At 29.3% G+C, this 13,260-nt stretch carries 11 protein-coding genes; 6 read left to right on the top strand and 5 right to left on the bottom strand.

Annotated features, from left to right (window positions below; genetic code table 11):
* Positions 1–14: 14 nt before the first annotated feature.
* Positions 15–1,049: a hypothetical protein gene (locus Q0U66_RS00190; RefSeq protein WP_297376201.1), complete on the top strand. Its 1,035-nt coding sequence runs from the start codon at positions 15–17 to the stop codon at positions 1,047–1,049.
* A 162-nt stretch (positions 1,050–1,211) separates the two neighbouring features.
* A complete protein-coding gene (locus tag Q0U66_RS00185; RefSeq protein WP_297376199.1) occupies positions 1,212–1,814 on the top strand; it encodes a hypothetical protein in 603 nt (200 codons plus the stop codon).
* Positions 1,815–1,920: 106 nt separating this feature from the next.
* Here Q0U66_RS00185 and Q0U66_RS00180 read toward each other — a convergent pair whose 3' ends face one another.
* Genes Q0U66_RS00180 through murQ form a run of 5 tightly spaced genes read right to left on the bottom strand, consistent with a single transcriptional unit; the run spans position 1,921 to position 7,047 of the window.
* Complete coding sequence (locus Q0U66_RS00180; RefSeq protein WP_297376196.1) at positions 1,921–3,471, bottom strand: glycoside hydrolase family 3 protein; 1,551 nt, start codon at positions 3,469–3,471, stop codon at positions 1,921–1,923.
* 5 nt (positions 3,472–3,476) lie between these two features.
* Positions 3,477–4,553, bottom strand: a complete 1,077-nt coding sequence (locus Q0U66_RS00175; RefSeq protein WP_297376193.1) for a MupG family TIM beta-alpha barrel fold protein — start codon at positions 4,551–4,553, stop codon at positions 3,477–3,479.
* Positions 4,554–4,566: 13 nt separating this feature from the next.
* Positions 4,567–5,883: a PTS transporter subunit EIIC gene (locus Q0U66_RS00170; RefSeq protein ID WP_297376190.1), complete on the bottom strand. Its 1,317-nt coding sequence runs from the start codon at positions 5,881–5,883 to the stop codon at positions 4,567–4,569.
* A 22-nt stretch (positions 5,884–5,905) separates the two neighbouring features.
* Positions 5,906–6,124 carry a hypothetical protein gene (locus tag Q0U66_RS00165; RefSeq protein WP_297376188.1) on the bottom strand — a complete coding sequence of 73 codons (219 nt, stop codon included), beginning with the start codon at positions 6,122–6,124 and terminating at the stop codon, positions 5,906–5,908.
* A 29-nt stretch (positions 6,125–6,153) separates the two neighbouring features.
* Entirely contained in the window at positions 6,154–7,047 is an 894-nt protein-coding gene (gene murQ / locus Q0U66_RS00160) for an N-acetylmuramic acid 6-phosphate etherase (protein ID WP_297376185.1), read from the bottom strand.
* 236 nt (positions 7,048–7,283) lie between these two features.
* Between murQ and leuS the strand changes: the two genes are divergently transcribed.
* The 4 genes from leuS to ruvX all read left to right on the top strand — a co-directional run bounded on the left by leuS (position 7,284) and on the right by ruvX (position 13,260).
* Complete coding sequence (gene leuS, locus Q0U66_RS00155; RefSeq protein ID WP_297376183.1) at positions 7,284–9,701, top strand: leucine--tRNA ligase; 2,418 nt, start codon at positions 7,284–7,286, stop codon at positions 9,699–9,701.
* A gap of 222 nt (positions 9,702–9,923) precedes the next feature.
* Positions 9,924–12,524, top strand: a complete 2,601-nt coding sequence (gene alaS / locus Q0U66_RS00150; RefSeq protein ID WP_297376180.1) for an alanine--tRNA ligase — start codon at positions 9,924–9,926, stop codon at positions 12,522–12,524.
* 11 nt (positions 12,525–12,535) lie between these two features.
* The gene (locus tag Q0U66_RS00145; protein WP_103981005.1) at positions 12,536–12,805 is read left to right on the top strand and encodes an IreB family regulatory phosphoprotein; all 270 of its coding nucleotides are present in this window, start codon (positions 12,536–12,538) and stop codon (positions 12,803–12,805) included.
* A gap of 44 nt (positions 12,806–12,849) precedes the next feature.
* On the top strand, positions 12,850–13,260 hold the full coding sequence (gene ruvX, locus Q0U66_RS00140) for a Holliday junction resolvase RuvX (protein WP_103981004.1): 411 nt from the start codon (positions 12,850–12,852) through the stop codon (positions 13,258–13,260).

Below are 13,260 nucleotides of genomic sequence, written 5' to 3'. Positions count from 1 at the left end.
TATTAGGTAAGCTAATGAAAAATAATAAAAAAAATAAATTTAAATTATTACTTGTAATATTGTCCTGTTTTTTGCTAACTGCATGTGGTATACAAGCTAAAGATAACTTAGAAATAAATGAAAATTTTAAAGGTAAACGTGTAATAAATATTAGCTTAGATAAAGAAAGCTTAGATAGAATTAATGGAAGCAGTACAGCTGTAAAGAAATTCTTAAATGACTATATTGAACAACCTCTAAGCTATGAAATAAAAAATGAAGAAGACAATTTTCTAAATTTTGATTTAACTTTTTCCTTTAATGATATTAGTGAATATAAGGATATAGTAAAAAAATTATATGAAAAAAGCGGTGAAAACTACGAAGATAATATAAAGTTTTTATATGCTGATTCTGAATCAGTATTTGCTAGAGGTATGGAGTTTGAAGATTCATCTGATATTAAAATAATGCTAAGATTTTTGGAACAAAAATTAGTAGATGAAAAACTTATTAAAGAATCTGATGTATCTAATATTTGGAAAAATGTAGAAAAGAATGTAAGTATTAACGATGAATTAATTATCAAAGATGCCTATACAAAAGCGTCCTACAATAATATTTCTTATACTGGACCTTATCAACATTTGATCTCTATATCTAAAAGTAATATATCTGACAATTATAATATGAGAATAAGGTTAGCTTTTGATAATAAAAATCTTGAAAAGTTAGCAAATAATTGGAAAGATAGATTATTTGATAAGAATTTAGTTACTAATATTAAACCTATAAATAAAGAAGAAAGTACTATTGAAATTTTTGATATAGAAAATAAAGATCTAACAGACATAATAAAAATTTTGGAAAAGCTTTTTAATACTAAGGTTTCCTTATCTTTTGATAGCAAGTTAGATAAAAGTAAATTAGCTAAAGTTATCAAAATTAATCAGAATATAGCTGGTGATAATAATTCCAAATCAAATTATGGATTTATATATTATGCAGATCCATTGAGTGTTGAAAAGCATATAAAAGATATTGACTATTCTAATATTGAAGAAAAATAGCTTTCAACTAATAGTTTAGAAAATGTAGAATTAGAAGAAGAATTTCCTATTATATTTGCTAAACTAGAAATTATTACAAGAGTAAATAAAGATTCTATTTCTAGAAGCCTAACTATTAATAAAGCAGATAACTACAACAAAGAGCTTGTTAATGAATTTCTAGTGTCCTACTTAGATGACTTAGGAATTAAATATAAAAATAACCAGACAAATTTGACAATAGAATATTCTGGAGACGAATTTTCAGAGACAAATAGCAAATTATTTACGAGAAATCCAAATGTAGACAAGCAAAGTTTAGGATTTTTTAAAGACCTTATAAATTATTCAGAAGATTCTAGCTTGATTAACATAAATTTTAATACTATAGAATATTCATATAAATATCCTATACTTGCGTCCGAGACAAGACAAGTTGAACATATATTTACGACAAATAATAATTGGATAAATGCTCAATTGCATATTGAAGTCTTTAAGATGTCATCCTTCATTATATTAGCTATTCTTTTAATGGCCTTAATTTTCTTTATAATCTTTTTCATGAAAAAAATGAAGTCTAATAATAAAAGTTTTAATGAATATATGGCAAAAGGAAGAGAAAAGGCAAATGAAGCTAAAGAAAAAACTAGGGCAGCTAAGGATAAGCTAGATGACAAGGTAAAAGAAAATACTTCAGCTGAATATAAAAATGCTAAAAATAATGTTGATGTAAATCAAGTGCTAGATGATTTTATTGATAGTATAAATCAAGATGAAAATTAATATGAAAAAAACTGCTAAAATATTTAGCAGTTTTTTTATAGAATGTTGAATAATTTTATATAAGGTAGTGGACTGATTTAGCAATCTCCTTATTTAATCAAAATAATTATTTAAAACTTAACTTAACTGGTAGTTTTCCTTTTGGGGATATTTTACCAACTAAACTTTTAACAGCAATGTCTATTGGAATTGGACTTGCTTGATAAGTGTTTATATAAGACTTCGAAATATCATAAACTACTTTATTTGGATAAGGATCTCTCATAGCAATTGTATAAAATTCTTTGCTAGAAGCTATATCATTAATTGAGTTTTCGATATTTTCATCTAATTCATTAGATAAAAGTCCAAATATAATTTGATTTGAATCTTTTATATCATATATAAGCTCAAGTTTTTCTTTTAAGTTAGTTTTATCGTAGTAAATAAATTCTACATTTTTAATATTATCTTTTACACTATCAGCAAGATATCTTTGTTTTTTCTCGTCTGATTTTTCTCCTACTTGTCTTCTTTCGTTGTTTGGTACTAAAGCTATAACTTTTTGATTTTTATCAACAAATGATTCATTTTTTAATAAAGTAACTGAATTAATAAAGTATTTTTCTACCTTTGAAAAATTAATTTCTTCATCATTAGCATCATAGAATTTTTCTATTTTTTCATATAGTTTATTAATTCTAGAGATGCTTTCATCTAAATCTTCTAATTCAATTTCCTTATCTTCTATAGCTTTGACTAGGGCATCTGCTGCATTATACTGTTCTTCCGGTGTATGAGATACTATTATTAAATCAGCTCCTGCCTTAAATGAATTAATAGCACCATTTCCTACGCCATATTCTTTTGAAATAGCATCCATTTCAAGGCAGTCTGTAACCACAACGCCATTAAAACCCATTTTATCTCTTAGAATATCAGTTAGGAATGTCTTTGACATTGTTACAGGATAATCATCCTTCTTTATATTAGGGAAAAGAACATGAGATGTCATCACTGAATCCACTCCATTTTCAATAGCATATTTAAATGGGATTAGTTCTTTTTCTTCTAATTCTTCCAAGTTTTTATTTACAACTGGTAATCCAAAATGTGGATCTACTGAAGTGTTTCCAAGCCCTGGGAAATGTTTAATTGTAGTCAAGACATTATTTTTATTGTGTCCTTTGATGAATGCATAAGCTAGTTTTTTTGCTAAATTGGGATCATCACTAAATGACCTTATACCAATTCCTGGATTGTTAGGATTAGTATTTATATCTAATACTGGAGCTAAATTCCAATTTATACCAAGTTTTCTTAAATATTTTGCTGTTAGATTACCTACATCTTCTGAAATTTCTTCAGAAGATGTAGCCCCTATAGACATAGCACCGGGTAGATAAAAGTTAATATCATTTAATCTATTAACTAATCCATTTTCTTGATCGATACATATTAATATAGGTCTATCATATCCAGCTAATTTAGCTTCTTTTTGAATATCGTCTGTTAGTTTTTTTATCTCTTTTTTGGTACCTAAATTATGAGAAAAAAGTATTAATGAACCAACATTATATTCGTAAATCAGCTTTTTAACATGGTCATCAACTTCTTTGCCCTTAAATCCAAAAATAAATAGCTTGCCAACTTTTTTTCTTAAATTATTAATATCCATACTTGTTATACCGCTTTTTTCATTTCAATAAATTTGAACTTAACATCATCAATAATATATTTCAAAAGGTTAATATCATCAGATAAAACTTCTCCAATTACATTAACTCTTTCATCTGCTTTAAGATCTCTTAAAGCTATTTGAAGTTCTCCGTTATATCGTAGATATTTTTTATTATCCAAAGTAATATAACCTTTTTTTCTCTCAATATTATTGTATGGTTCTATTTCTTTTTTTATATTTACTCTTGTCATAGTACTTCTCAAGATATATTCTGAGTAATCTTTTCTATTTTTATGTTCACCCATAATAACATTTTTTAAATCTGAATCTAAGTCATAAAAGAATTTAACATTGAGTTCAATTAAATTTTCGTTTTCAAATTTTAGTATTCTTCTTAATGATTCTTCCTTCATACTTATATCACCAACTAAGACTTCATCAACATGAAAATCTTCCTTTAATTCAATATAAGCAACTAATGGATCAATAAACCTATGTCTTTCTAGGGTAGGGAGTCCTTCTTTAAGAGGACCCCTTAAAATGTCATCACCTGGTATAAAGGCTTGGATTTTGAAACCCTTAGACTTTAGGTATTTATTTTTTTCTAAAAGAAACTTTTCTGATAAGCCTGTTTCAGGTCTAGGATAGAAATTATGGCATACAGTTATATTTGATAAGTCCAATCCGGCCTTAGTTAAATTTTCACAGTAGCTATCATCTATAGTACTTGCATTTAATACTATATTGAAATCTCGGCTTATATTCTTTATTTCTTCAAAGGTAAAACCATAATCAATTCTTAAACTTTTAACTTTAAGATTTTTTAGAAAGTCTACCATTTCATCTAATGTCATTTCATATTTTTTTAGAGTATTAGTTGAAATATCAACCATCAATTCTAAGTTGTTTTCATTAATTTTATTTGATACTTCTTTTATTTTATTAATAGAATCGTCTTTATCGTCTTCTAAAATATGCATAGAAGTGAATATAGTTTTAGCTCCAACTCTTGACATTTTGTCTAAATAATCAAAAATATCTTTTTTGTCTTGAGATAAATAAATAGATGCTCCAAACATGAATTCTCCTTAATTATGCATTAGCTTTTTTTGCTTCTTTACCTACATCTAAATCTTTTTCTAAGTCTTGTTTTTCAATAATTTTAACAAATGGATAGAATACAAGACCCATAGCAACCCATCCTAATAGAACGTAAATAGCTGGCCATATAGAGGCGTTTGTGGCTAAGAATGTTTTTATTGGTGCTGGCATTATCCAAGGTACTGTTAAAACAGGAACTGGTAATACTCCTAGTGAAGTCAATACTACTGATACTATAGCTAGTATTACATAAGATAATACAAAAGGTATCATTAATAGTGGGTTCATCATAATTGGAAGACCAAATATTAGAGGTTCACCAATGTTGAATAATGCAGCTGGTATAGCCAATATACCTAAGGATTTTAATCTTGGTGATTTTGAGAATGACATTATTAATGCTAATGGTAATAAACCTGTCCAAATATAGTTATCCATATATATTGATGTAAATGTATATGGTAAATTCTGTAAGCTACCTGTTAACTTAAATGCTTCTTGGTTTGCAGCAACCATTTGTTGCCAAATAGTTCCACCTACAGATGAAACGATATTTCCACCGTGAATACCAACTGACCATAAAACTCTATTTAAGAAAGATGCAAGTACAACAGCTATACCGGTATCACCAACTCTTACTAAAGGTTGGAAAATTGATTGAATAATTTCAGGAATATTTAATCCGGCAACGTGTCTAATTAACCACCAGAATAGAACAACTACAAATGATGGAATTAAAGAAACAAAAGCTTGTGATACCATTGGAGGTACATTTTCAGGTAATTTAATTACAATTTTCTTCTGAATAAAGAATCTATATATTTCTACAGTTACAATACCAACTATAATAGCTGTGAATACACCTAGTGCTCCAAGATATGTGGTTGGTACACCAGAGAATTTAACAGGGTCTGCCACACCTTCTACTATACTATCAACTGTTTTCACAGGGTTTAATAGTAAGAATGAAGCTGCGGCTAATATTGTTGGTTGTAATAAGTCCATCTTAAAGCCTTTATTTTTGTTATACCATTCAGTTAAACCATATGAAATAGTAATTACTGTGTATAATCCTATAAATTGAGTAGCAATACCCGCTGCTTGTGCAATTGTCCATCTAAAATCACCTAAAAAGTCTAGGTAAGGTTGATATGGAAATGATGCAAATATTAAGAATATAGAGCCTATAACAAGTAAACTCATTATACCTAGACCCATTCTTTGCATAACTGCAACATATCTCATTTGTGAAAACTTAATAAGAGGTGGTGCTATTTTTTCTTCTACAAATTTAGTTAATTTATCCATAATATTCTCCTTTTTATATTTATTAAATATATTCTTTTCTAACTTTGATTATAATTCCATTACTTATTGGATCAGACTTGATCCTATTTTTTATAATGGATATAGCTTGATCATCATCAACATTAGTTTCAAAATACATGTTAATGCCTTCAGTTTTTATATGCTTAACATCTATTTCTTCTATTTCTTCAACAATTTTTAATACCTTATCCTTCATTAAAGGACTAGTAACGATTACCATAAATAACTCCTTATAAAAAATTTAAATTATTACATATTAATTTTATCGATATGACCATCTGATTCATTTAACCTGTTTAGAGCATCCTCTTTATTCAGATTAAATAATATCATAACTATTGCTAGCTTAACATGTCCATCTGTTTCTTTTAGTTTTTCTTCAGCTTCCTCAACAGAGCAACCAGTAACCTCGGTCAATATATTGATAGCTCTTGTAGAAAGTTTTTTATTGGAAAGTTTTAAATCTACCATATAATTTTTATAAACTTTCCCTAAATTTTTCATACTAATAGTACTAATCATATTTAAGACTAATTTAGTAGATGTACCAGCTTTTAACCTTGTAGAGCCTGTTAAGACTTCTGGTCCAGGTACGACTTCAACAGGGTAATCGCTAATCCTTCCTATTTCACTTTCTGTAGTGCATGCTATTGATCCAGTACTAGCTCCAATAGATTTAGCATATTCAATAGCTCCAATAACATAGGGAGTTCTGCCACTAGCGGCAATACCTATTAAAATATCTTTTTGGGAGAAGTTTATTTTTTCTAAATTTTTTTTTCCTTCTTCCTTACTGTCTTCTGCACCTTCTTTAGCCTTTACAAAAGCGTTATCTCCACCTGCGATTAATCCAACAACAGTATTATAATCTACTCCAAAAGTGGGAGGGCATTCAACAGCATCTAAAACACCTAGTCTTCCACTAGTACCTGCTCCAGCATAAATTATTCTTCCGCCGCTTCTTAGAACATCGCTTGTCTTAGAGATAAGTCTTTCGATATTATCAAATTGCTCTTTAATACATTCAACAGATTTTAAATCTTCTTCATTCATTATCTCTAGCGCTTCTCTAATAGACATGCTACTGAAATTACTAGTATTAGGATTTACTTTTTCGGTTTTAACCTTGCTTAAATCTATCATTAATATCACCTCCTTTATTTATAATATTATAAGAAAGCGAAATCATTTACAATATGACGGAAACATTATTAAACAAAGTTTCACAAATAGAAATATTTAATACCATATATATTAATCAATAGAAGATGATTAGTGATTAGAAGTAGGATTTATTTACTACTTGGATTAATATATTAGTAAAGATAAGTAAATTTATGGTATTATGTTTATTATAATAATTAAGAATGGAGACTGAAATGGTAGAAAGATATAATCCTAATGCGATTGAAAAAAAATGGCAAAAGATATGGGATAAAGAAAAAACATTTAAAACTGTTATGGATAAGAGTAAGGATAAATTTTACGGCTTAGTAGAATTCCCGTATCCATCAGGAGCAGGCTTGCACGTGGGTCACCCAAGATCATATACAGCCTTAGATGTAATTTCAAGAAAAAGAAGAATGCAAGACCAGGTTGTGTTATATCCGATGGGTTTTGATGCCTTCGGTCTGCCAGCTGAAAATTACGCTATAAAAAATAAGATTCATCCAAAGATTGTTACAGAAGAAAATATAGCTAATTTTACTAGACAATTAAAATCTATTGGATTTTCTTTTGACTGGGACAGGATGATTGATACTACTGATCCGGATTATTATAAGTGGACCCAATGGATATTTGTTCAAATGTTCAAGAAAGGGCTAGCCTACAAAAAAGAATTTCCGATTAACTGGTGCCCATCATGTAAGGTTGGTCTTGCCAATGAGGAAGTTGTTGGTGGTAAGTGTGAAAGATGTGGTAGTGAGGTAGAGCATAAGATAAGAAATCAATGGATGCTAAAGATTACAGAATATGCAGATAGACTTATTGATGACCTAGATACTGTGAACTACTTAGACCATATTAAGCAACAGCAAATAAATTGGATTGGAAGATCTCATGGTGCAGAGATAGATTTTCAAATAAAAGACAAAGAAAATAAATTAAGAGTTTATACAACAAGGCCAGATACTATCTATGGTGCCACATATATGGTAATAGCTCCAGAACATGAAACTATAAATGAATTAGCAGACTCTATTGAAAACTTAGAAGAAGTCCAAGCATACAAAGATGCAGCAAATAAAAAGTCCGAATTTGAGAGAACTGAAATGAATAAGGACAAAACTGGTATTGAATTGAAAGGACTTAAGGCTATAAACCCTGTATCTAAAGAAGAAATGCCTATATGGGTATCAGATTATGTAATGATTACCTACGGTACAGGGGCCATAATGGCCGTACCAGCCCATGATACTAGGGACTATGAATTTGCTAAAAAATTCAATTTACCTATAAGAGAAGTTGTAAAAGGTGGAGATATAAGCAAAGAGGCTTATACAGACACTGAAAATGGAGAAATTATTAATTCTGAATTAATAAATGGTTTACAGGTTGATGAAGCTAAAGAAAAAATTGTACAAATTTTAGAAAAAGAAGGATTAGCTTCTAAAAAAACAAATTATAAGTTAAGAGACTGGGTATTTTCTAGACAAAGATATTGGGGAGAGCCAATACCTATGGTTTATTGTGAAGACCATGGTTGGACACCAGTTGATGAAAAAGACCTACCAGTTAAATTACCTGAAGTTGAAAATTACGAACCAAGTGGTGATGGATCAAGTCCTCTAGCGGATATAGATGAATTTGTTAAAACAACTTGTCCAATATGTGGTAAACCAGCAGAAAGGGAAACAGACACCATGCCTCAATGGGGAGGATCTTCATGGTACTACCTAAGATATATGGATCCGAAAAATGATAAAGACTTAGTAGGTAAGGAAGAAGAAGCCTTCTTTGGACCAGTAGACTGGTACAATGGTGGTAATGAACATACAACCTTACACTTGTTATATTCAAGATTTTGGCATAAATTCCTATATGATATAGGAGTAGTATCAACAAAAGAACCTTATATGAAGCGTACTTCACATGGTATGATTTTAGGTGAAAACAATGAGAAAATGTCTAAATCAAGGGGCAATGTTGTAAATCCAGATGATATAGTTGCAAATTATGGCGCTGATACCCTAAGAACTTATGAAATGTTTATTTCAGAATTTGACAAGTCTGTGGCTTGGTCAGATGAAGGGGTAAATGGTATAAGAAAATATTTAGATAGGGTATGGAGACTTTTAGATATTTTAGTTGATGGTGACCATTATTCTGAAGATTTAGAAGTTTTAATAAATCAAACAATTAAAAAAGTAAGCGATGATATTGAAAATATGAAATTCAATACAGCTATTTCACAATTAATGATTTTACAAAATGCCTTTGTTAAGAAAAATCAAGTTACTAAAAAAGAACTAGAAACTTATTTGATCTTACTAAATCCATTCGCACCTCATATTACAGAAGAAATGTGGGAAAAGATTGGAAATACAGAACAATTAGCAAATCAAAATATATGGCCTTCATATGATGAGGACAAATTAATTGCTGATGAAATAGATTTACCTGTACAAGTTAATGGTAAAATGAGAGGTAAATTAAAAGTATCTGTAAATGAAGATAAGGATAAAATAATAGACCTGGCAAAACAAGATGAAAATGTAAATAGTTTCATTGAAGGAAAAGAAATTGTAAAATTAATATATGTACCGGGCAAAATACTAAATATAGTTGTAAAATAGACTAAAGGAGTTGCTAGTAAATAGTAGCTCCTTTAATTTATTCTAAATATCAAGCTTACTTTAAATATTGCTCAATATTTGATATATTTAATTATAGGTTATTGTGCTAAATAGAAGTTATATTATCTAAGTAGATTAACTGTAATAGAAGTTTACAGATCTTTAAAACATATAAATATTACATAGGTAGAAAAACCTTGACCATAAATTATTGAGGTGTAAATGAAAAAAATGAATTTTAATGAGTTAAGAACAGCTTTTCTTGACTTTTATGAAAAAGAAAATGACCATATAAGACTTAAATCATATTCATTAATTCCAAATAATGATAAGAGTCTTTTATTAATAAATGCGGGCATGGCTCCACTTAAGGACTATTTTACAGGAGCTAAAAAGTTTCCTAAAAACAGAGCAACATCATCACAAAAGTGTATACGTACTGCTGATATTGAAAATGTAGGAAAGACACATAGACATGCTACCTTCTTTGAAATGTTAGGTAATTTTTCATTCGGAGATTATTTTAAAAAAGAAGCAATAACATGGGCATGGAGATTTTTAACAGAAATTATTGAATTGGATAAGGATAAGCTATCTGTTACAGTGTATGAAAATGATGACGAAGCTTACGACATTTGGGCCAAAGAAGTAGGGCTAGATCCTTCTAAAATTTCTAGATTAGGTAAGGATGAAAATTTCTGGGAACTTGAAGAAGGACCATGTGGTCCATGCACAGAAATCATGTATGACAGAGGTGAAGAATATACAGACCCTGAAGATAGGTACCTAGAAATCTGGAACCTGGTATTTACACAATTTAATAAAAAAGCTAATGGTGAATACGAACCTTTAGAACATAAAAATATAGATACTGGTATGGGCTTAGAAAGATTGGCTTTAATTGTAGAAGATGCTGCAAATATTTTTGAACTAGACTCATTTAGACCTTTATTAACAGCTATTGAAGATTTATCAGGCCATAAATATGGAACAAATGAAAAATATGATGAATCATTCAGAGTAGTTATGGACCATACAAAGGCAATGACCTTCTTAATATATGATGGTGTTATCCCTTCAAATGAGGGAAGGGGTTATGTCCTAAGAAGACTAATGAGAAGAGCTATCAGACATGGAAAGTTGTTAAATATTGAAGGTCAATTCTTAGAAAAACTATCTAAAATAGTTATGGAAATTTATAAAACAGAATATCCTGAATTATTAGAAGATAAGGATAGAATTTTCAAAATAATAAATAGGGAAGAAAAGAAATTCCAAGAAACTTTAGACCAAGGACTAGACATCCTAAATAAGATGATTGCCGACCTAGATGAAGATGCTAAAGAATTGAATGGTGAGGATGCTTTCAAACTTTATGATACTTATGGATTCCCACTTGATTTAACCTTAGAAATTTTGGAAGAGAAATCATTAACTGTAAATAAAGAAGACTTTGAAGAAGCGATGAACAAGCAAAAAGAAAGTTCTAGACAACACACTTCATTTAAAGGCGGATGGGAAGATGATAAACTTGAAATATCAGGTTATCCAAAAACAGAATTTGTAGGTTATGTTCAAAATGATATAAAGGCAGAAATAATAGGTATAGAAGCCTTTGATGATAACAGTTTATCTGAATCAGACAAGGCTATAATAATTTTGGATAAAACACCATTTTATGCTGAATCTGGTGGACAAATTGGTGATACCGGATATCTAGAATCTGATAATGGACTTATAAGAGTCTATAATACTAAAAAGACAGCTGATGATATTTTCTATCATTTTGTAGAAGTGGAAAATGGAGAGTTTAAAAAGGGTGATATAGTAGAAGCTAAAATCGATGTTGATAGGAGAGAAGATATCAAGAGAAATCACTCTGCTACTCACTTATTGAATAAGGCTTTAAAAACAGTACTTGGAAATCATATTAACCAAGCAGGTTCTCTAGTTACAGATGAAAGACTTAGATTTGACTTTACCCATTACGAGGCTATTACAAAAGAGCAATTAAGCGAAATTGAAAGAATAGTAAATAAATCTATTTATGATAATTTACCAGTAAATATTAATGAAATGTCCTTAAAAGAATCACAAGAAATTGGAGCAGTTGGACTATTTGAAGACAAATATAAAGATATAGTAAGAGTTGTTGATATGGGTGGATACTCTACAGAATTATGTGGTGGTACTCATGTAAACAATTCAAGCGAGATTATGATGTTTAAAATTTTATCTGAATCTGGTATAGCTGCTGGTGTTCGTAGGATTGAAGCTATAACTGCTTTTAGAGTTTATGATTATATGAATCATATGATTGAAAAAGAAGACAATATAAGTCGCTTATTAAAAACACCAAAGGATTCATTAGAAGATAAGATTTCATCTATATTAGAAGAAGAAAAAGAATTAAATAAAACGATTGAATCATTTAAATCATCTGTTGAAAATGGATTAATAGATTCATTAGTAGAAAAAGCAAAAGATATAGATGGCGTAAAGACAATAATTGCTAAATTAAATGATCTTGATGGACAATCCCTAAAAAATATGGCTGATAAAATTCAAGCTAAGGATGATGATTATATTTCCTTACTAGCATCAGTAGTAGAAGATAAAATTATTTATGTATGTTCAGTATCTAAAGCCTTGGTAAAGAAAAATATAAAAGCTGGTGATTTAGTTAAATTTGTTGCTCAATACACAGGCGGAAATGGTGGAGGAAGACCAGACTTTGCTCAAGCTGGTGGTAAAGATGTAGATAAACTTGATGAAGCCTTATTAAAATTGGAAGACTTTATTAAAGAAAAGATAAATTCATAAAATAGGAGACCATTATGCAAAAAGATTTTGATGAAACAATGAAGTTTAGTATGGAAAATTTAGAAGAAGCAAAATTAATAAATATAATGCAAGATGTTTATACTGCCCTAGAAGAAAAGGGCTATGATCCTGCAAGCCAAATTATTGGATATATTATTTCAGGGGATCCTACTTATATAACAAGCCATAAGGATGCAAGAAAGAAAATTAAACAAATCGATAGAAACGATATACTTGAAGATATTTTAGAGTTTTATTTTGTAAAGAATAATATTAAATAATACAAAACAAGGGTAGAAATTTTTCTACCCTTTTGTGGGGTAATATGGATAGGTTTTTAGGTTTAGATTTGGGCAAAAAAACTATTGGTGTTGCTATTTCTGATCCAATGAAAATTTTTGCTAATGGTTTAGTGACAATAAAAAGAACAAGTGTAAGAGAAGATATAGATAAGTTAAAGAAAATAATAGAAGAAGAGAATATAGATAAAATAATTGTGGGTATGCCATACAATATGGATGGTAGCAAAGGTCCACAAGCTCAAAGAGTTATGAGTTTTGTAGATTTATTGAAAAAAGAGATTGACAATGAAATCATATATGAAGATGAAAGGCTTACAACTCTTGAAGCGGAAGAAGTATTAATAAAACAAAAAGTTAGAAGAGAGAATAGAAAGGAGCATATAGATAAGATTGCAGCTTGTTTTATACTACAATCTTATTTAGACGCAAGGTGA

This window comes from uncultured Helcococcus sp. (genome assembly GCF_946998255.1).
In the GTDB taxonomy this organism is placed as follows: Bacteria; Bacillota; Clostridia; order Tissierellales; family Peptoniphilaceae; genus Helcococcus.
Note: the sequence above shows the minus strand (reverse complement) of the source record. Positions and strands in the feature narration are given on the sequence as shown.

Bases quoted from the DNA above. Each gene is read 5' to 3' on its own strand.
- ruvX (WP_103981004.1), top strand. From the start codon at position 12,850: ATGGATAGGTTTTTAGGTTTAGATTTGGGCAAAAAAACTATTGGTGTT.
- Q0U66_RS00170 (WP_297376190.1), bottom strand. From the start codon at position 5,883: ATGGATAAATTAACTAAATTTGTAGAAGAAAAAATAGCACCACCTCTT.
- Q0U66_RS00180 (WP_297376196.1), bottom strand. From the start codon at position 3,471: ATGGATATTAATAATTTAAGAAAAAAAGTTGGCAAGCTATTTATTTTT.
- Q0U66_RS00190 (WP_297376201.1), top strand. From the start codon at position 15: ATGAAAAATAATAAAAAAAATAAATTTAAATTATTACTTGTAATATTG.
- Q0U66_RS00165 (WP_297376188.1), bottom strand. From the start codon at position 6,124: ATGGTAATCGTTACTAGTCCTTTAATGAAGGATAAGGTATTAAAAATT.
- Q0U66_RS00175 (WP_297376193.1), bottom strand. From the start codon at position 4,553: ATGTTTGGAGCATCTATTTATTTATCTCAAGACAAAAAAGATATTTTT.
- murQ (WP_297376185.1), bottom strand. From the start codon at position 7,047: ATGATAGATTTAAGCAAGGTTAAAACCGAAAAAGTAAATCCTAATACT.
- alaS (WP_297376180.1), top strand. From the start codon at position 9,924: ATGAAAAAAATGAATTTTAATGAGTTAAGAACAGCTTTTCTTGACTTT.
- leuS (WP_297376183.1), top strand. From the start codon at position 7,284: ATGGTAGAAAGATATAATCCTAATGCGATTGAAAAAAAATGGCAAAAG.